This window comes from Faunimonas sp. B44, from assembly GCF_052655945.1.
This window is the reverse complement of the sequence record NZ_JBQYEX010000003.1, coordinates 209,881-228,154: the sequence shown is the minus strand read 5'-3', so window position 1 is coordinate 228,154 and position 18,274 is coordinate 209,881. Positions and strand designations below refer to the sequence as shown.

General features: G+C 69.1%; 19 protein-coding genes. 8 read left to right on the top strand and 11 right to left on the bottom strand.

What is annotated here, in order from left to right:
- The first annotated feature begins 46 nt into the window (after nt 1-46).
- Nucleotides 47-1,363 (top strand): isocitrate lyase, encoded by a 1,317-nt coding sequence (aceA, locus tag ACUN0C_RS07205; RefSeq protein ID WP_445465655.1) that lies wholly within the window; start codon nt 47-49, stop codon nt 1,361-1,363.
- Nucleotides 1,364-1,374: 11 nt separating this feature from the next.
- Entirely contained in the window at nt 1,375-1,575 is a 201-nt protein-coding gene (locus ACUN0C_RS07200; RefSeq protein WP_445465654.1) for a DUF4170 domain-containing protein, read from the top strand.
- Between the two features lie 74 nt (nt 1,576-1,649).
- Here ACUN0C_RS07200 and ACUN0C_RS07195 read toward each other — a convergent pair whose 3' ends face one another.
- A complete protein-coding gene (locus tag ACUN0C_RS07195) occupies nt 1,650-2,471 on the bottom strand; it encodes an enoyl-CoA hydratase/isomerase family protein (protein WP_445465653.1) in 822 nt (273 codons plus the stop codon).
- 127 nt (nt 2,472-2,598) lie between these two features.
- Nucleotides 2,599-3,795 carry a CaiB/BaiF CoA transferase family protein gene (locus ACUN0C_RS07190; RefSeq protein WP_445465652.1) on the bottom strand — a complete coding sequence of 399 codons (1,197 nt, stop codon included), beginning with the start codon at nt 3,793-3,795 and terminating at the stop codon, nt 2,599-2,601.
- Between the two features lie 108 nt (nt 3,796-3,903).
- On the opposite strand from ACUN0C_RS07190, the gene ACUN0C_RS07185 reads away from it, so the two are divergent.
- The 5 genes from ACUN0C_RS07185 (at nt 3,904) to ACUN0C_RS07165 (ending at nt 8,144) form a co-directional block, all read left to right on the top strand.
- Nucleotides 3,904-4,617 (top strand): GntR family transcriptional regulator, encoded by a 714-nt coding sequence (locus tag ACUN0C_RS07185; RefSeq protein ID WP_445465651.1) that lies wholly within the window; start codon nt 3,904-3,906, stop codon nt 4,615-4,617.
- 56 nt (nt 4,618-4,673) lie between these two features.
- Nucleotides 4,674-5,660: a Bug family tripartite tricarboxylate transporter substrate binding protein gene (locus ACUN0C_RS07180; protein ID WP_445465650.1), complete on the top strand. Its 987-nt coding sequence runs from the start codon at nt 4,674-4,676 to the stop codon at nt 5,658-5,660.
- Nucleotides 5,661-5,730: 70 nt separating this feature from the next.
- The gene (locus ACUN0C_RS07175) at nt 5,731-6,174 is read left to right on the top strand and encodes a tripartite tricarboxylate transporter TctB family protein (RefSeq protein WP_445465649.1); all 444 of its coding nucleotides are present in this window, start codon (nt 5,731-5,733) and stop codon (nt 6,172-6,174) included.
- Between the two features lie 6 nt (nt 6,175-6,180).
- Nucleotides 6,181-7,680, top strand: a complete 1,500-nt coding sequence (locus ACUN0C_RS07170; protein ID WP_445465648.1) for a tripartite tricarboxylate transporter permease — start codon at nt 6,181-6,183, stop codon at nt 7,678-7,680.
- 38 nt (nt 7,681-7,718) lie between these two features.
- The gene (locus ACUN0C_RS07165; RefSeq protein ID WP_445465647.1) at nt 7,719-8,144 is read left to right on the top strand and encodes a PaaI family thioesterase; all 426 of its coding nucleotides are present in this window, start codon (nt 7,719-7,721) and stop codon (nt 8,142-8,144) included.
- Nucleotides 8,145-8,196: 52 nt separating this feature from the next.
- On the opposite strand, the gene ACUN0C_RS07160 is transcribed toward ACUN0C_RS07165, so the two are convergent.
- The 5 genes from ACUN0C_RS07160 to ACUN0C_RS07140 form a co-directional block, all read right to left on the bottom strand.
- The gene (locus ACUN0C_RS07160; protein ID WP_445465646.1) at nt 8,197-9,435 is read right to left on the bottom strand and encodes an MFS transporter; all 1,239 of its coding nucleotides are present in this window, start codon (nt 9,433-9,435) and stop codon (nt 8,197-8,199) included.
- Nucleotides 9,436-9,537: 102 nt separating this feature from the next.
- Nucleotides 9,538-10,647 carry an NAD(P)/FAD-dependent oxidoreductase gene (locus ACUN0C_RS07155; RefSeq protein WP_445465645.1) on the bottom strand — a complete coding sequence of 370 codons (1,110 nt, stop codon included), beginning with the start codon at nt 10,645-10,647 and terminating at the stop codon, nt 9,538-9,540.
- A 514-nt stretch (nt 10,648-11,161) separates the two neighbouring features.
- Nucleotides 11,162-11,374 (bottom strand): hypothetical protein, encoded by a 213-nt coding sequence (locus tag ACUN0C_RS07150; protein ID WP_445465644.1) that lies wholly within the window; start codon nt 11,372-11,374, stop codon nt 11,162-11,164.
- A gap of 47 nt (nt 11,375-11,421) precedes the next feature.
- A complete protein-coding gene (locus ACUN0C_RS07145) occupies nt 11,422-11,658 on the bottom strand; it encodes a hypothetical protein (RefSeq protein ID WP_445465643.1) in 237 nt (78 codons plus the stop codon).
- Nucleotides 11,659-12,002: 344 nt separating this feature from the next.
- Nucleotides 12,003-13,793 (bottom strand): ABC transporter ATP-binding protein, encoded by a 1,791-nt coding sequence (locus tag ACUN0C_RS07140; protein ID WP_445465642.1) that lies wholly within the window; start codon nt 13,791-13,793, stop codon nt 12,003-12,005.
- 173 nt (nt 13,794-13,966) lie between these two features.
- On the opposite strand from ACUN0C_RS07140, the gene ACUN0C_RS07135 reads away from it, so the two are divergent.
- Complete coding sequence (locus ACUN0C_RS07135; RefSeq protein WP_445465641.1) at nt 13,967-14,719, top strand: MBL fold metallo-hydrolase; 753 nt, start codon at nt 13,967-13,969, stop codon at nt 14,717-14,719.
- 10 nt (nt 14,720-14,729) lie between these two features.
- On the opposite strand, the gene ACUN0C_RS07130 is transcribed toward ACUN0C_RS07135, so the two are convergent.
- The 4 genes from ACUN0C_RS07130 to ACUN0C_RS07115 all read right to left on the bottom strand — a co-directional run bounded on the left by ACUN0C_RS07130 (nt 14,730) and on the right by ACUN0C_RS07115 (nt 18,257).
- On the bottom strand, nt 14,730-16,055 hold the full coding sequence (locus ACUN0C_RS07130) for a TRAP transporter large permease (protein WP_445465640.1): 1,326 nt from the start codon (nt 16,053-16,055) through the stop codon (nt 14,730-14,732).
- Nucleotides 16,056-16,565, bottom strand: a complete 510-nt coding sequence (locus ACUN0C_RS07125) for a TRAP transporter small permease subunit (RefSeq protein WP_445465639.1) — start codon at nt 16,563-16,565, stop codon at nt 16,056-16,058.
- Nucleotides 16,566-16,572: 7 nt separating this feature from the next.
- Nucleotides 16,573-17,667 carry a TRAP transporter substrate-binding protein gene (locus tag ACUN0C_RS07120; RefSeq protein WP_445465638.1) on the bottom strand — a complete coding sequence of 365 codons (1,095 nt, stop codon included), beginning with the start codon at nt 17,665-17,667 and terminating at the stop codon, nt 16,573-16,575.
- Nucleotides 17,668-17,855: 188 nt separating this feature from the next.
- On the bottom strand, nt 17,856-18,257 hold the full coding sequence (locus ACUN0C_RS07115) for a rhodanese-like domain-containing protein (RefSeq protein WP_445465637.1): 402 nt from the start codon (nt 18,255-18,257) through the stop codon (nt 17,856-17,858).
- Nucleotides 18,258-18,274: the final 17 nt, after the last annotated feature.

The following is an 18,274-nucleotide window of genomic DNA, read 5'->3' as shown; positions in this document are numbered from 1 at the left end:
TGCCGAAGTACAAGAACGTTATCGCATAGGACGCCTATTGTCACGAATGTCGCAGGAGATCGAGATGCAGAACCAGTTCAGGGACCTGGTCCCCGATGCGCCCGCGGGGCGCTTCGACGGAATCGAGCGGCCGTACGGCGCCGAAGAGGTGCTCCGCCTGCGCGGATCGGTCCCGATCGCCCACACGCTCGCCACCCGCGCCGCCAACCGGCTCTGGGATTTCCTGCAGACGCGGGACTACCTGCCCTCGCTCGGCGCGATGACCGGCAACCAGGCCATGCAGATGGTCCGCGCCGGGCTCGAGGCGATCTATCTGTCGGGCTGGCAGGTCGCGGCCGACAGCAACACGGCCGGAGCGATGTATCCGGACCAGAGCCTCTATCCGTGCGATTCCGGCCCGGAGCTCTGCCGCCGCATCAACCGGACGCTGATGCGCGCCGACCAGATCGAGCATTCCGAGGGCGGGGCGCAGCGCGACTGGTTCGTGCCGATCGTGGCGGATGCGGAAGCCGGCTTCGGCGGGCCGCTGAACGCTTTCGAGATCATGCGGGCCTTCATCGAGGCCGGCGCCGCGGCGGTCCATTTCGAGGACCAGCTCGCCTCGGAGAAGAAGTGCGGCCATCTCGGCGGCAAGGTGCTGATTCCGACGGCCGCGCACGAGCGCAACCTGATCGCGGCGCGGCTCGCGGCCGACGTCTGCGGCGTGCCCGCGCTCGTCATGGCGCGCACCGACGCGGAGAGCGCCCGCCTCATCACCTCCGACGTCGACGAGCGCGACCGCGAGTTCATCACCGGCGAGCGCACGGCCGAGGGCTTCTACCGCCTGAAGCCGGGCACCGGCCTCGCCCATTGCATCAAGCGCGGCCTCGCCTTCGCGCGCTACGCCGACATCCTGTGGTGGGAGACCTCGACCCCGAACCTCCAGGAGGCGCGCGAATTCGCCGAGGCGGTCCACGCGAAGTTCCCCGGCAAGATCCTCGCCTACAATTGCTCGCCTTCCTTCAACTGGCGCGGCAATCTCGATGCCGGCACCATCGAGCGCTTCCAGCGCGAGCTTGGCGCGATGGGCTACAAGTTCCAGTTCGTCACGCTCGCCGGCTTCCACAACCTCAATTACGGCATGTTCGAGCTGGCGCGCGGCTACCGGGCGCGCGGCATGAGTGCCTATTCGGAGCTGCAGGACGCCGAGTTCGCGGCGGAGGCGAACGGCTATACCGCGACGCGCCACCAGCGCGAGGTCGGCACCGGCTATTTCGACCTCGTGAACCTCACCATTTCGAACGGCGCGGCCTCGACCACGGCCATGTCGGAATCGACCGAGCATGCCCAGTTCGTGCGGACCCACGCCGAAGCGGCCGAATGACGGAGGATGACATGAACAAGGAACGGTTCTGGGTTATCGGCGGCGAGTTCCAGTCGCTGCAGTTCGACCGGCTCGTCGACGGGACGGAGCGCATCATGGGCCCGTTCGCCGAACGCGGGGACGCCGAGCAGGCCTGGCGTCAGGTGTCCGAGCAGTTCAGGCACCAGGCCGCCGTGCGCTTCACGATCGCGCAGGAGCCGCGCTTCGCCTGAGCGCGTCGCCGGAGGTTCGGAGCGGTGCGGCCTTCGCGGCCGCGCCGTCTTCCGTTCGGGCGGGTGCGAAGGTCCTACTGGCCCTTCCAGGCGGGCTTCCGCTTGTTGAGGAAGGCGTCCATGCCTTCGCGGAAGTCCTCGCTCATGTAGCACATCAGGATCAGGTCCTGGCCTTCGCCGTGCGCGAGCCGCGGGCGCAGCCGGCGCAGCGCCTCCTTGGTCGCCTGCAGCGTGAGCGGCGCGTGGCGGGCGACGAGCTCGGCGAGCTCCTGCGCCCGCGCCATCAGCGCGGCGTGATCGTCGAGCACCTCCGAGAGGAGGCCGATCTGGCGGGCCTCCTCCGCGCCGACGAGGCGCGCGGTGAAGATGATTTCCTTGGTCCGCGCCGGCCCGATCAGGGAGGCGATGCGGCTGAAGTTCTCCATCGACAGGCAGTTGCCGAGCGTGCGCGCGATCGGGAAGCCGAAGCGCGCGTTCCCGTTCGCGATCCGCAGGTCGCAGGAGGCCGCGATGCCGGCGCCGCCGCCGGTGCAGGCGCCGGAGATCGCGGCGATCGTCGGCACCCGGCAGCCCTCCAGCTCGCCGAGCACGCCGTTGATGCGCGCCTCGTAGTCGAGCGCGTCCTGCGACGTCTTGAAGGCCCGGAACTGCGAGATGTCGGTGCCGGCGGCGAACGCGTCCTCGCCCGCGCCGGTGATGATGATCGCCTTGATCGAGCGATCCTCGTTGGCGTTGGCGCAGATCTCCTTGAGCCGCGCATACATAGCGAAGGTCATGGCGTTGCGCGCTTGCGGCCGGTTGAACGTCACCTTCGCGATGCCGTCCCTGACCTCGTAGAGAAGGTCCTCGCCGGCGGCTGCGGCGGTCGCGCCCTGGCTGGTGTCGGTGCTCGTCATTGCTGCGTCTCCCATTCGGCTTGGAGCCGGATCGCGGCGCGATGCCGGCCGGACGGTGTCCGGATCCGCCCGTTCAGGCATTCACTAGAGGGCAAGGCCGCGGCCGCATAGACAGCCGGCCCGCACGTCAGACCACGCCGCCCTCGTGGAGCGCGCGGATTTCGTCCGCGCCGAAGCCGAACTCGGAGAGAATCTCGTCCGAGTGCTGGCCGATCTCCGGCGGCGGCACGGCGAGGCGGCTGCCGGTGCGGCTCAGCGTGATCGGCTGCGCGACGAGCGTGATCTCCCGGTCCATCGACGGCTGCTCGATCGACTGCGCGATGCCGAGATGCTGCACCTGCGGGTCCGCGAAGACCTGGTCGACGGAGTAGATCGGGCCGCACGGGACGCCGGCCTCCGTGAAGAGCGTGATCCAGTCCGCGCTGGTGCGCCCGGCGAGCCGGCGCTCGATCTCGGCGTTCAGCGCGTCGCGGTTCTTCGAGCGCTTGTCGTTGGTCTCGAAGAGCGGATCCGTGAGCAGTTCCTCGGCGCCGAGCGACTTGCAGAACCGCACCCACATCGTGTGGCCCGTCACGGCCAGGTTGATGTGGCCGTCCGAGGTCTTGAAGACGCCCGTCGGGATGGAGGTCGGATGGTTGTTGCCGGCCTGTTTCGGGACGTCCCCGTTCATCAGCCAGCGCGTCGCCTGGAAGTCCAGCATCGCGATCTGCGCCTGCAGCAGCGAGCACTGCACCCATTGCCCCTTGCCGGATTGCTCGCGCTCCAGGAGCGCGACCAGGATGCCGAAGGCGGTGTAGAGGCCGGAGGTGAGGTCGGCGATCGGGATGCCGACCCGCATGGGGCCCTCGCCGGGCTTCCCGGTGATCGACATCAGACCGCCCATGCCCTGCGCGATCTGGTCGAAGCCCGGCCTTGTCGCATAGGGGCCGTCCTGGCCGAAGCCGGAGATGCTGGCATAGACGAGGCGCGGATTGCGAGCCGAGAGTGCCGCGTAGTCGATCCCGAGGCGGGTCTTCACGTCGGGGCGGAAATTCTCGACAACCACGTCCGCCTGGTCGGCGAGACGCAGGAGCACGTCCCGGCCGGCGGGCGCCTTGAGGTCGAGGGTCAGGCTCCGCTTGTTGCGGTGAAGGTTCTGGAAGTCTGGCCCGTGGCGCGCGCCGCCCATCGTGTCGCCGCCCTGCATCGCCTCCGGCATCTCCACCTTGACGACGTTGGCGCCCCAGTCGGCGAGCTGGCGCACGCAGGTCGGGCCGGACCGGACCCGCGTCAGGTCGAGGACCGTGAACCGGGACAGGGCGTCGGAGGCGGGCTGGAACGGCATGGACGTCTCCTCGGGTCTTTGCGCCGGACCTTGGGCGAGGGGAGTGTTTGCTGTCAACAGTAGACGGTCTGTTGACACCGGCAGGCGTTCCCGAAACTATCGGCACCCATGAACACCTCGTCCTCGGCAGCCGATGCGATCCTGAGCCGGCGCTCGCAGTCGCTCTCCGGCATCGTGCAGCGCGAGCTCGAGCGGCTGATCCTTTCGGGCGAGATCGCGGCCGGCGAGCGCCTCAACGAGCAGCGGCTCGCCGCGAAACTCGGGGTGAGCCGCGGCCCGATCCGCGAGGCCACGCGGGCGCTCGAGAGCGCCGGCCTCGTGACGGTCGTGGCGAACCAGGGCGTGTTCGTCCGCCAGCTCGACCGCGACGAGGCGGCCGAACTCTACGACATGCGCGCTGTCGTCTTCGGCTTTGCCTGCGCCCGGCTTGCGGAGAAGGCGGCGCCCGATCAGGTCGCTGTGCTGAAGGGGCTCATCGCCGAGATGGACGCCGCGATCGGGGTGCCGGACCCGTCGCGCTACTACCGGCTGAACCTGCAGTTCCACGACACGATCCTCGCTTTCGCGGGGCACAAGCGTGCCGTCCAGATCTACGATTCGCTCGTGAAGGAGGCGCATCTCTGCCGCCAGCGCTCGCTGCAGCCCATCGCTTCGATGCAGGAATCGAACGAGGAGCACCGGCGGATGGTGGCCGCGATCGCAGCGGGCAATGCGGTCGAGGCCCGCCGTACTGCCGAGGCGCATCATTTCGGCGGCAAGCGCCGCTGGCAGGCGACGCTGGACAAGGAGGCGACCCGCACGGCCGACGCCGCCGTCGCCTGACAAGAATCCGGGTGCGGCCAGGCCGGGCCCGGGGAACGGGAAACAGGGAGGAAGCAATGAGAAGACTGCTGAAGGAATGGACGGGACTGCTCGGAGCCGGCGCGCTCGGGCTGATGATGGCGGCCCAGCCGCTCACCGCCGGCGACGCGGCCGCGCAGGACTATCCGAACAAGCGGCTCGAATGGACGATCGCGTTCGGCCCGGGCGGCGGCAACGACATCATGTCCCGCACGCTCATCGACATCCTGGAGAAGCACAAGCTCTACCCGGGCAACATCGTTGCAGAGAACCGGGCCGGCGGCAGCGGCGCGGTCGGCTGGGGCTACCTGTTCAACCAGAAGGGCAACCCCTACCAGATCTCCTCCACGAGCGGCAGCTTCATCACCACGCCGCTGCAGGCCGACACGCCCTGGAAGCCGACTGACTTCACGCCGATCGCGCTCCTCGCGAGCGACGACCTGGTGCTCCTGGTGCGCGGCGATTCGCAGATCGAGACGCTCGACCAGTTCATCGAATCCGCCAAGCAGAACCCGCCGACGATCGGCGGCATCGGCGCGGTGAACGTCGATTTCATCATCCCGAAGATCCTGTCCAAGCAGGCCGGCTTCGAGTTCGACTACGTCTCGTTCAATGCCGCGGGCGAGCTCAACACCGCGCTCCTGTCGAACGCGCTCGACGCCATCATGGCGAATCCGGGCGAGGTGCTCGGCCTGATCGAATCGAAAGACATGCGCCCGCTCGCCTATAGCGGCGAGGAGACCCCCGACGCGCTCGGCGACGTGCCCACCATGAAGGAGGCGGGCTACGAAATCGGCGTCTCCCTGCCGCGCGGCCTGATCCTGCCGCCCGACGCGCCCAAGGAGGCGCAGGACTGGTGGATCGAGACGATCAAGAAGGTCGTCGAGACGCCGGAGTGGCAGGACTATCTCGACAAGCAGATCCTGACCGAGAACATCCGCTACGGCGACGACTTCAAGGCCTTCCTGCAGGAGACGCAGGACCGGTTCGCCGAGATCCTGCGCGAACAAGGCGCCATCAAGTAGCCGGCGGCGGCACCCGAACGCGGCCCTGCGGCGCATCGCCCGCAGGGCCGTCCCTCGTCAGGGGATATCCATGAAGCGGGCTTTCATCCTCGCGATCCTGGCGATCGCGCTGGGCTACACGTATCTGGCCTTCCAGCTGAGCTTCCTGTCGTCGACCGGCCGGCTCGGGCCGGGCTTCTTTCCGCGGGTGGTCGGCATCGGCCTGGTCGTCTCCTGCCTCTATGCGCTCGTCGCCGAATGGCGCTCGGATGCGCTGCGCGAGGAGCAGAAGGGGCTCTGGGGCGTCACGGTCGCGATGGTGCTGCTCTCCGGCGCGTTCGTGGCGGTGCTGGACGTGCTCGGCGGCCTCCTTTCCATGATCCTCTTCATGTTCGCCGCGCTCTTCATCCTGAATCGGGGCCGCCTCGTGCAGAACGCCGCGCTGTCGCTCATCCTGCCGGGCGTCATCTACGTGCTCTTCGAACACTGGCTCAATGCGGGCATGCCGGAAGGCATGCTGCGGCTGCCCGTCTGAGGCGCCATGGATCTCTTCGACAATCTCTGGATGGGGCTGTCCATCGCGGCAACGCCGATGAACATGCTCTATCTGCTCGCCGGCGCGATGGTCGGCATGGTGGTGGGCATCATCCCGGGCTTCGGTCCGGCGGCCGGTCTCGCGATCCTCTTGCCGATCACCTTCGGCATGGACCCGATCGGCGCCGTCGTCATGCTCGCGGCGATCTACTACGCCTCCATGTATGGCGGGACGATCACCTCGATCCTCCTCAACACGCCGGGCGAATCCGCGACGGTGGCCAGCACCTTCGACGGCTATCCGCTCGCCCGCCAGGGCCGCGCCGGGCCGGCGCTCGTCATGCAGGCCGTGGCCTCCTTCGTCGGCGGCACCGTCGGAGTCATCCTGATCACGCTGCTCGCACCCATGTTCGCGCTGCTGGCGCGGAATTTCGGGCCGCCGGAGTATTTCCTGCTCGCCATGATGGGCATGCTGCTCCTCATCGTGATGGTCGGCGGCAACTGGCGGCTCGGCGTCATCTCCGCGCTGATCGGCTTCGCGCTCGGCACGGTCGGCGTGGATCTCGAGACCGGCCAGCAGCGCTTCACCTTCGGCTCGGCCGAGCTCATCGGCGGCATCGACTTCATCCCGATCGCGATCGGGCTGTTCGGCCTCGGCGAGCTCTATTACTCGCTCTACAACGGCCTCCACCTCTCGCGCTCCGGCTCGATCGTCGACTACCACAAGGAGGCGCGCTTCTGGCCCGAGGCGCGCGATTTCATCGAGACGCGCTTCACGCTGATCCGCGGCTCGCTGCTCGGCTTCGTCGTCGGCGTGATCCCCGGCGCCGGCGCGACGATCGCCTCGCTGATGTCCTATTCGATCGAGAAGTCGCTCTCGCGCACGCCGGAGAAGTTCGGCAAAGGCGCGATGGCGGGCCTGGTCGGGCCGGAATCCGCCAACAACGCCGCCTCCGCCGGCGCCATGGTGCCGCTCCTCACCCTCGGCATCCCGGGCTCGGCCTCGACCGCGGTGCTGCTCGCCGCCTTCCTGCTCTGGGGCCTGCGCCCCGGGCCGCTGCTGATGTCGCAGAACCCGGAATTCGCCTGGGGCCTGATCGCCAGCATGTATCTCGGCAACGTGGCGCTGCTCGCCATCAACATCTTCGCCATCCCGCTCTTCGTGTGGATGGTGAAGACGCCCTACCGGCTGCTCGCGCCCGCCGTCATCGTGGTGTGCACGGTCGGCACCTACAGCGTCCACAGCTCGATCGTGGAGACCTGGCTGATGTTCTTCGCCGGCATCGTCGGCTTCTTCATGAAGAAGTTCGGCTTCTCGCCGGCCGCGCTCGTGCTCGCGCTGGTCCTCGGCAAGCTCGCCGAGGAGGCGCTCCGGCAGACGCTCACCATTTCGCGCGGCTCGTTCTGGATCTTCCTGGAGCGGCCGACCTCGCTCTGGATCATCGGCATCACGGTCGCCGTGCTCATGATCGCGCCGCTCCTCCGGCGCGCGCAGCCGAGGGGCTGAACCGTCGCCCGACGATCCCAATACGACGAGGAGACCGGATGAACGAGGAAGCGGCCCGCGCGGCCTTCGAGACGGCGCTGTCCACCTACGAGCAGAAGTTCGAGACCTTCTTCCTCGCCCGCCTGTTCGGGCTGGAGATCGCCTATACGGACGAGACCTGCGTGGTGGAGATCCCCGTAGCCGACTTCATGTCCAATCCGCAGGGCAGCCTCCACGGCGGCGTCATCGCTTTCGCGCTCGACGTCTCCATGGGCCATCTCATCAAGCACAGGACCGGCAAGGCGGGCATCACGCTGGAGATGAAGGTCCAGTACATGCGGCCCGCAATGCCCGGCCGGGTCCGCTGCGAGGGCCGGTTCCTCCGCATCGGCCGCACCGTCAGCCAGATGGAATCGCGCATGACCGACGCCGGCGGCAAGCTCCTCGCCATGGCGACGGCCACCTGGCAGATGCCGCAGGGCTGAGGAGCGCCGCTTTCGTCGAACAGGGCCCGGCAGGCCGCGCCCCGGCCAACGCTCACGCGGCCGTCGCGTCCTCGTGCTCCGGGTGGAGCGGGGCGGCGACGGGGGTGGTCTGGGGCAGCGGCCGGAAGGCGGCCTGCGCCTCGGCCGGCAGCGGCGGGCGGGCGAAGGTGCGCGCGATGCCGAAGCCGGTCGCGGCGAGGGCCATCACCGCCGAGAACACGAAGAGGCCGGGAGGGCCGATCAGCGACATCGCGACGGAGCCGGCGAGCGGGCCGAGAATGGCGCCGACGGAATTGAGCAGGATCAGCCCGCCGCTCGCCGCGACGAGGTCGGACTTCGCCACGTAATCGTTGGTGTGCGCGAGCGACAGCGGATAGAGGCTGAACGACAGCCCGCCGAAGAAGAGCGCGAAGCCCAGGAACCGCCACTGCTCGGCCGCCGGCGTGGCCCAGAGGCCGAGGCTCGTGGCGCCGAGCACGGCGGCCACCGCGATGATGACCGTGCGGCGGTCGAGGATATCGGAGAGCCGCCCGAGCGGCCATTGGAGCAGGACGCCGCCGAGGATCAGCACGGTCATGAAGGCCGCCGTTCCCGATACGCCGAAGCCGGAGGTCGCGCCGAACACCGGCCCGAGGCTGTAGAGCGCGCCCGTCATCGTCCCGCTGATGAAGACGCCGGCGAGGCCGAGCGGCGAAGCCTGGTAGAGCTTGCGCAGGCTGAAGGAGGTCACGTCCGGGAGCATGGGCGGCGCCGTGCGGGTGAGCGAGACCGGCACGAGCGAGATCGACACGAGGATCGAGATCACCATGAAGAGCAGGGCGCCGGGATCGGCTTCCAGGTTGAGGAGCTGCTGGCCGGCCCCGAGCGCCGCGTAGAGCGTGACCATGTAGACCGAGAGGATCCGGCCGCGCGTCTCGTTGCTGGCCTGGTCGTTCAGCCAGCTCTCCACGCACATGTAGATGCCGGCGAGGCAGAGGCCCTCGATGAACCGCAGCGCCGTCCAGAGCCAGACGTCCGCAACGATCGCGTGGCCGAGCGAAGCCGCCGAGAAGACGGAGGCGAAGGCGGCGAACGCCCGGATGTGCCCGACCCGGCTGATCAGCCGGAAGCACTGCATGGATCCGACCGTGAGGCCCGCGAAATAGGCGGCGCCCACAATGCCGACGGCGACCGGCCCCGCGCCCGCGAGCGAGAGCCGGATGCCGATCAGCGTGCCGAGCGCGCCGTTGCCGAGCATCAGGAAGGCGACGCTCACCAGGATGGGAAGGATGGACGGGAGGGCTGAGATCACGCTGTCGGGCTCTCTTCCTGCCGGGCGGGCGGCTCGGCCGCGCGGGATCCGCTCCGGCTTCGGCGGGCTACCCGAACGGGCCGGGGCTGCGCAACCGCCTGCCTAGACGTCGCGGAGCCGGCCCGCGACCTCCTCAGCGACCGCGAGCGACGCAGTGAGCCCCGGGCTCTCCATGCCGAAGAGGTTGACGAGGCCAGCGACGCCGTGCGCCTCCGGGCCGTCTATGCGGAAGTCGGCGGCCGCCTCGTTGGCCCGGACCAGCTTCGGCCGTATGCCGGCATAACCGGGGGCGAGGACGTCGTCGGGCAGCGCCGGCCAGTAGCGCCGGATGGCGGCGTAGAAGAGGTCGCCTCGCCGCGGGTCGACGTCGTAGTCGATCGCCTCGATCCATTCGGCGTCCGGGCCGAAGCGGGCATTGCCGGCGAGGTCGAGGGTGAGGTGCACGCCGAGGCTCGCGCTGTTCGGCATCGGATAGATGAGGTGGCTGAAGGGCGAGCGCATGCAGAGCGTGAAGTAGTTGCCCTTGGCGTAGCGGGTCTCGGGGATGTGCGCCGGGTCGAGGCCCGCGATCGCGGCGGCGACCTGCGAGGCGTGGAGGCCGGCGGCATTGACGAGCGCGCGCGCCGTGATGCGGCTCTCCTCCTCGCCGCCGACGCGGATCGTGAAGGTGCCGTCGGCCTCATGGTCCGCACCGAGGAAGGGCGCCCGGAAGATCACGGTGGCGCCGGCATTCTCGGCGTCGCCGAGCAAAGCGAGCATGTAGGAATGGCTGTCGAGAATGCCGGTGGAAGGCGAAAGCGCGCCTCCGACCGACTTCAGCGCCGGCTCGAGGACGTGCGCCTCCTCCGCGCCGATCATGCGCAGGTCGCCGACGCCGTTCGCCCGGCCGCGTGCCAGCAGTGATTCAACGACCGGCAGCTCGTCCGGCTCGACGGCGACGAGGATCTTGCCGCAGCGCAGGTGAGGAATCTCACGCTCGGCGAGGTACTGGTAGAGACGGTGGCGCCCCTCGACGCAGAGCCGCGCCTTCAGGCTGCCCGGCGGGTAGTAGATGCCGGCGTGGATGACCTCGCTGTTGCGGGACGAGGTCTCCATGCCGAAGGACTCGGCCTTCTCGACGACCAGGACGGAGCGGCCGGAGAGGGCGAGCGCCCGCGTGACCGCAAGCCCCACGACGCCTGCGCCGACGACGACCGCATCGAAATCCGCCATACCGCTCCTCCGCGTCTGCCGGCCCGGCTGTAAGCCGAACCGGCGGCGAAGAAAACCGGCGACGGACGCCATCCGGACGTTGGGCCGAGTGGGCGGCCCGAATGCCGCCACTCCCACTGTCGTCCTGCCCGGGCTCGACCCGCATCCAGCGGCGGCGGAGGGGCTGCGGTGGATCGCCGGATCAAGTCCGGCGATGACGACAGAGAGTGAGGCACTTCGGTGCAGGTTCGGCGATGACGACAGCGCCTGGGGTGCGGGCGGTGCTCCGTAGGTCGGCGGCGATGGCGAGGGAGTCGGCGACCGAATGCTGGCACTCCCACTGTTGTCATGCCCGGGCTCGACCCGGGCATCCCGCGGCGGCGGAGGGGTTTCGGTGGATCGCCGGATCAAGTCCGGCGATGACGACAGAGGGTGGGCCACCCCGGAGCAGGTCCGGCGATGACGACAGCGGCTGGGGTGCGGGCGGTGCTCGGCAGATTGCCGCGATGGCGGCGGCAGGCCGCCGCGAAGAGCGTCAGGAGCGGGGCGCGTGGCGCGGCAGCTCGGCGCTGATGCCGAGCGTGTCGAGGTCGGCCTTCTCCGGCCGGTAGCCGTTCTCGACCGCATTCGCGACGCGGATCGAAGCGCCAATCAGGCCGACGAACTCCGAAACGCGGCCGAAGCCGGTCGACAGGGCGGCGAGGGGGGTGGCGGCCGGTCGGGCCGGGGCGACGGTGGTGTAGGCCATGGTGTTCAGCTCCTCGAAGAAAAATTGATGGTGGAGGCGGGATGCGTTCAGCCCCTGCCGTACCGCGCGCCGATCTCGGCGCCGCAGAGCCGGCGCTCGACCTCGTCGGTCAGGCGTGCGCCGCTCCGGCCGAGCACGGCCTCGACCTCGCGGTCGGCCTGGCGCTGGCGGGCGGCCATGAAGGCGCTGGCGAAGCGTGTGAAGAGGCCCGGACGCGCCGTGGCGGCGGATCGGGCTCTGTCGATGCCGCCGGCGATGGGCGGCAGGCTTGTCACCGTGGTCATGTCTCTCTCCAGATGCGAGTGACGGGGACCCCGGACGCTTCCTCGCTCTTGACTGACCCCAAGATAGGTCATCGGGAGCGCGGCGGAATATGGTGCAGCGCAACTCAGCTATGCGCGAAGCGCTGCGCTGGAGCCGCCGCGAATCAGGAGAAATTCAGAAGATCCGCAGCAGCTATGCCGGGGATGCATGCCTGCACTGCAGCATTTTTCCGTTGTGCAATGCAGCGGAGCGTGCCATCTTACGCGTGCCCTCATTGGGCGTTTCCTCCCTAGACTTGGGCCGCCGGGCAACCGTGCGGCCCTTTTTTCTGGACCTGTTCGGCCCAGGGGGAGGGCAGGCTGCGCTACGCGCGCACGGGCTGTTCGGCCGGCTCCGCCCGCCGGACCGCTGGGCCGGCGCGGATACTGCTCTCGGGCGCGATCTCCAGATCCTGGGCCTGCAGCATCCGGCGGTAGGCGCTGTCGCGGGCGATGAGCTCCCTATGCGTGCCCTCTTCCGCGATGCCGCCTCTGTCGACGACGAATATGCGGTCGGCGTTGCGGATCGTGGCGAGCCGGTGGGCGATGACGAGCGTGGTGCGGCCTTCCGCGAGTTCGGCGAGCGACTTCTGGATCTCGCGCTCGGTCTCCGAATCGAGCGCCGAGGTCGCCTCGTCGAGGATCAGGATCGGCGGGTTCTTCAGGAAGATGCGGGCGATGGCGAGGCGCTGCTTCTGGCCGCCGGAGAGCTTCACGCCGCGCTCGCCGACGATCGTGTCGAGCCCCGCCGGGAGCTCGTCGAGGACCTTCTCGAGGTGGGCGCGGCGCGCGGCGTCGAGGATGTCCGCCTCGCTCGCGCCGAGCCGGCCATAGGCGATGTTCTCCCGGATCGTGCCGCCGAAGACGAAGACGTCCTGCTGCACGATGCCGATCTGGCTCCGTAGCGAGGCGAGCGTCATGTCGCGGATGTCGATGCCGTCTATCGTGATCGACCCGGCCTCGATCTCGTAGAAGCGCGGCAGCAGCGAGCAGATCGTGGTCTTGCCGGCGCCGGACGGGCCGACGAAGGCGACGGTCTGGCCGGGAGACACCGCGAGGTCGACGGACTCCAGGATCCGCCGGCCGCGGCCGTAGCCGAAGCTCACGCCGGAATAGCGGATCTCGCCCTTGAGCGGTGGGACCGGCCGGGCGCCCGGCCGGTCCGCGACGTCCGGCTCGGTCTCCAGCAGTTCGAGATAGCGGCGGAAGCCGGCGATCCCCTTCGGATAGGTCTCGATCACCGAGTTGATCTTCTCGATCGGCCGGAAGAACACGCCGACGAGGAGCAGGAAGCCGACGAAGCCGCCATAGGTCAGGCTGCCCTGCAGCACGAGCCAGCTTCCGGCGAGCATCACGACGAGCTGGACGAGCCGCATGCTCATGTAGCTGAGCGAGGAGGTGGCGGCCATGAGCTTGTAGGCTTCGAGTTTGGTGCTGCGGTACTTGGCGTTGTCGCGCGCGAACAGCGAGCGCTCGTGCTCCTCGTTGGCGAAGGCCTGGACGACCCGCATGCCGCCGACATTCTCCTCGATGCGGACGTTGAAATCGCCGACCCTCTCGAAGAGCCCCCGGAAGTTCTGCGTCATGCGCCCGCCATAGGAGGTCGTGACCCAGGCGACCGCCGGAACGATCAGCGCGGTGAGGAGCGCGAGCTCGACGTTCACCGTCAGCATCAGCACGAACGCGCCGATGAAGGTCATCACGGCGATGAAGAGATCTTCCGGGCCGTGATGGGCGACCTCGCCGATCTCCTCGAGATCCTTGGTGACGCGGCCGACGAGGTGCCCGGTCTTGTTCTCGTCGTAGAAGCTGAAGGAGAGCTTCTGCAGATGGTCGAACGCCTTGCGGCGCATGTCGGTCTCGATGTTGATGCCGAGCATGTGGCCCCAATAGGTCACGATCGCCATCAGCCCGGTGTTCGCGACGTAGAGGACGAGCAGGCCGAGTGCGGCCAGCACGATGAGCGACCAGCTCTGGGTGGGGAGCAGCTCGTCGACGAAGAGCTTGACCGCCATGGGGAAGGCGAGCTCCAGCAGTCCGGCGATCACCGCGCAGCCGAAATCGAGCAGGAAGAGGCCCCTGTAGGGGGCGTAATAGGCGAAGAAGCGGGCGATCATCGAGAACCGGCGACGAGCTTGCGACGGAGGGTTATGGCGCCTCGTGCCGCGGAAGGCCAGCCGGTGTGCGGCTCCTGGCAGGGCCGCTTGCGTTCGCGCTTGTCCTTTGAGCAGACACGGCCGAAAGAGGGCCGTTCCGGCGCGAGCGCGCCGTCCCGGATGAGAGGTATCCGATGCAGCTCGACGACTACGCGATCGACGTCCTCGTCCAGGGCTTTCCCGGCAAGTCTGTGTGCCACGGCACGCTCGGCTGGAGCACGATCGCGCTCCTGAGGGGGCACGGCCGCAACGCGCTGGTGGACGTCGGCGCCTTCGGGATGCGCAAGACGCTGCTCGCGCGGCTTGCCGAGCGCGGGCTCGGTCCCGGCGACATCACCGACGTCGTGCTGACGCACTGCCATTACGACCACGCGGTGAACTGGGTGACGTTCCCGAACGCGCGGGTCTTCATCGGCGGTTCCGAGCTCGACTGGGCGGTCACCGTGCCGTTCGGCCAGACCATCGTGCCGGAGCTCTACGTTCGCGAGCTGGTCGCGAGCGAGCGGCTGGTCCGGGTGGCGCCCGGCGAGGAGGTGCTGCCGAGGCTCGCCGCGCATGCGACGCCGGGCCATACGCCCGGGCACCTCGTCTACGTGCTCGAAGGGGCCGGGCACGACGTCATCTTCACCGGCGACGCCGCGAAAAACCGCGCGGAGCTGATCGAATGCCGGGCCGACGCCACGATGGATGCGGGCGCCTCGGCCGCCTCGATCGCCGCCATCATGGAGCTCTGGCGCAGGCGGCCGGGATCGGTGCTGATCCCGGGCCACGACGTCCCGATGGTGCTCCGCGACGGCCGGCCGGCCTATGTCGACGAGCGGCGGGCGGCGATCGTCGCCTGGTACGACGAGAGCCTCGACGAGACGCGGGTTTTCGAGCTCGCCTGAGCCGGCCGCCTCACCAGCCGATCGCGTTCGGGAGCCACGTCGCGAGGCCGGGAAAGAGGAAGAGCATGACGAGCGCCACGATCTGCAGCAGGATGAAGGGCACCGCGCCGCGGTAGATGTCGCCGGTCGTCACACCGGCGGGCGCCACGCCCTTCAGGAAGAACAGCGACCAGCCAAACGGCGGCGTCAGGAACGAGGTCTGCAGGTTCAGGCAGACCAGCATGCCGAGCCAGACCATGTCGACGCCGCTCTGGATGAAGAAGGGCAGGAAGAGCGGCAGCGCGATGTAGCCGATCTCGATCCATTCCAGGAAGAAGCCCAGCACGAAGATCAGCACCATCAGGAAGATCAGGCTGCCGGTCACGCCCCCCGGCACCAGCGCGAAGGCGTCCGCCACCAGGCGCTCGCCGCCGAGGCCCCGGAAGGCGAGGCCGAACACCTGGGCGCAGATCAGGATGAAGAAGACCATCGCCGAGATGAGGAGCGTCGAGCGCGCGATCTCGTCGAGGAGGCGGAAGGAGAACTTGCCGCTGAGGATGACGAGGAGCAGCGCGCCGATCGCGCCCATCGACGCGGCCTCGGTGGGCGCGGCGACGCCGCCCACGATCGAGCCGAGCACGGCGACCACGAGCCCGAGCGGCGGGACGACCACCTTGACGGTCTTCAGCGCGAGCGTGCCCCGGGACAGGCCGGCCCGCTCTTCGGCCGGGATCGGCGGTGCGAGGTCGGGCCGGTAGGCGGCGAGCGCGATCAGCGCCAGGATGTAGACGCCGGAGAGCAGCAGCCCCGGCACGACCGCGGCGGCGAAGAGCGTGCCGACGGACTCGCCGAGGATGTCGGAGAGCAGGATCAGGATCAGGCTCGGCGGGATGATCTGGCCGAGCGTTCCGGAGGCGCAGATCGTGCCGCAGGCGAGCGGCTTGGAATAGCCGCGGCGCAGCAGCGTCGGCAGCGTGAGGAGCCCGAGCGTCACGATGGTCGCGCCGACCACGCCGGTCGCGGCGCCGAGCAGCATGCCGACCAGGATGATGGCGATGCCCATGCCGCCCGCGAGCCGGCCGGCGAGGTGGCCGATGACGTCGAGGAGCTCCTCGGCGAGCCGCGACTTCTCCAGCGTCACGCCCATGAAGACGAAGAGCGGGATGGCGAGCAGCGTGTAGTTGGTCGCCACGCCGTAGATGCGCGCCGGCAGCAGGTTGAAGAGGCCCGGCCCGAACCCGGCATAGCCGAAGACGAGCCCGCAGACGGCGATCGCGATCCCGACGGGAATGCCGATGACGAGGAGCGCGAAGAAGGACGCGACCATGCCGATCGCGAGGAGTTCGCCGGGCGACACCTAGCGGGCCCCGCGGAAGGTCAGGGCATGGCGGAGCGCATGGGCCGCGCCCTGCAGGCCGAGCAGCGCGAAGCCGAGCGGGATGAACGCCTTGAGCAGCCAGCGGTAGCCGAGCCCCCCGGGATTGGGCGAGCCCTCGCCGATCCGGTACGCCTGCATCACGAAGGGCAGGGACAGCTTCACCGCGATCACTGCGAAGATCACCAGGAGCAACCCCGTGAGCACCTCGATCGCGTTGCGGAGCCCGGCCGGCATGCGGTCGAACAGGAAGTCGACGCGCACCTGCTCGCCGCCGAGCAGCGCGTAGCTCATGCCGAGCAGCGCGATCGGCGAGATCAGGTGCCATTCGAGCTCCTGCAGCCAGATCGTGCCGGTGCGGAAGAAATAGCGGGCGAGCACGTTGCCGGCGACGACGAGCACGAGCGCGACGCAGGTCCAGGCGGCGAGCCGCCCGGCCACGTTCACGGCCATCTCGATCGCCAGCGCAGCCCGGCGGGCGGCGGCGATCATGTCCGGGTCACACCTTCAGGATGCTGCCGAACCACGGCTTCTGGCTGACGGCGGCCCAGCGGTCGTGCTTCGCCTTGAAAGCCATGTAGGAATCATGGACCTTCTGCACGAGCGGATCGGCCGCCGCGTGCGTGGCGAGCGTGTCGGCAGTCGCCTCGCGCAGCCGGTCGACGACTTCGGCCGGCAGCTCGGCGGCCTTCACGCCGTGGTTCTCGACGAGATCGACGAGCGCCTCGCCGTTCACGGCCTCCGACCAGGCCACGCTTTCCAGCACGGCGGCCATCGCGGCGGAACGGACGATCGCCTTGAGATCGTCCGGGAGCGCGTCCCAGGCGGGCTTGGAGATGACCAGCTCGCCGGTCGTCGCCGGCTCGTGCCAGCCGGTCGTGTAATAGTTCTTCGCCGCCGTCTGCAGCCCGAGCCGCCGGTCCTGGTAGGGGCCGACGAACTCGGCCGCGTCGATCACACCGCGCTCCAGCGCCGGGAAGATCTCGCCGCCGGGCAGGAGCCGGACGTCCACGCCGAGCGTCTGGTAGACCTGACCCGCCAGGCCGGGGATGCGCATGCGCAGGCCGTTGAAGTCCGCGACGCCCTCGACCGGCTCGCGGAACCAGCCGGTCATCTGGATGCCGGTGTTGTTGATCGGGAAGGCGACGACGCCGAACGGCTCGTAGACCTCCTGCCAGAGGTCGAGCCCGCCGCCGTGATAGAGCCAGGCCATGTGGCCGAGGAAGCTCATGCCGAACGGCACGGTCGTGAAATACTGCGCGGCGAAGCTCTTGCCCGACCAGAAATAGGAATTGGCGGCGTTCGTCTCGACCGTGCCGGCCGCGACGGCGTCGAAGCCCTCGAGCGCCGGGATGAGCTCGCCGGCCGCGAAATGCTGGATCTTCAGCCGGCCGCCCGACATCGCCTCGACCTTCTCGATGAAGTCGGTCGGGCTGCCCGGCCCGACGACGTAGAAGGGGGCGTTCGGGCCGTAGGCGTTGGTCATGCGCCAGGTGAAGCTCTCCTGGGCGCGGGCGACCGCCGGGGCGGCGAGCGTCGCGCCCGAGGCGGCGGCGGCCGTCATTCCGGTCCGCAGGAACGTACGTCTGTCCATGAAATCCCTCTCGAGCGTATGCGTGGCCTCGGCGGCCGTCGGGAGAGGGGTTTCAAGAAGCGTGCCAGCTTTGGCCGCGGGCGCGCGGGGGAGCCGGCGCGCGCCCGATCGGGCAGTGCCCGCGCGGCGAAGGCGGTGTGCGGCACGCAAGCTGCCCAAATCCTGGGCAGAGCGTGCCCGAGGCCCCGCTACTTCCGCTCGGGCATCGGCTCGACCGGGCCGCCGGCCTGGCGCCAGGCGGAGAGGCCGCCGCCGACATGCGCCACGTTCGGCAGGCCCATCTCCTGCGCCGTCTTGGCGGCGAGCGCCGAGCGCCAGCCGCTGGCGCAGTAGAACAGGAACCGCTTCGGCTCGGAGAAGACCGGCTTGTGGTAGGGGCTTTCCGGATCGATCCAGAACTCGAGCATGCCGCGCGGGCAGTGGAAGGCGCCCGGAATGCGCCCGTCGCGCTCGAGCTCGCGCGGGTCGCGCAGATCGACGAACAGGATCTGCTCTGCCTCCGCCGCGTGCATGGGGACGGCCATCACCGCCGGGATCGTCTCGATCGCGGCGTTCGCCTCCTCCAGCAGCTGCTTGTAGCCCTTCCTCATCGCTCGCATGCCTCTCT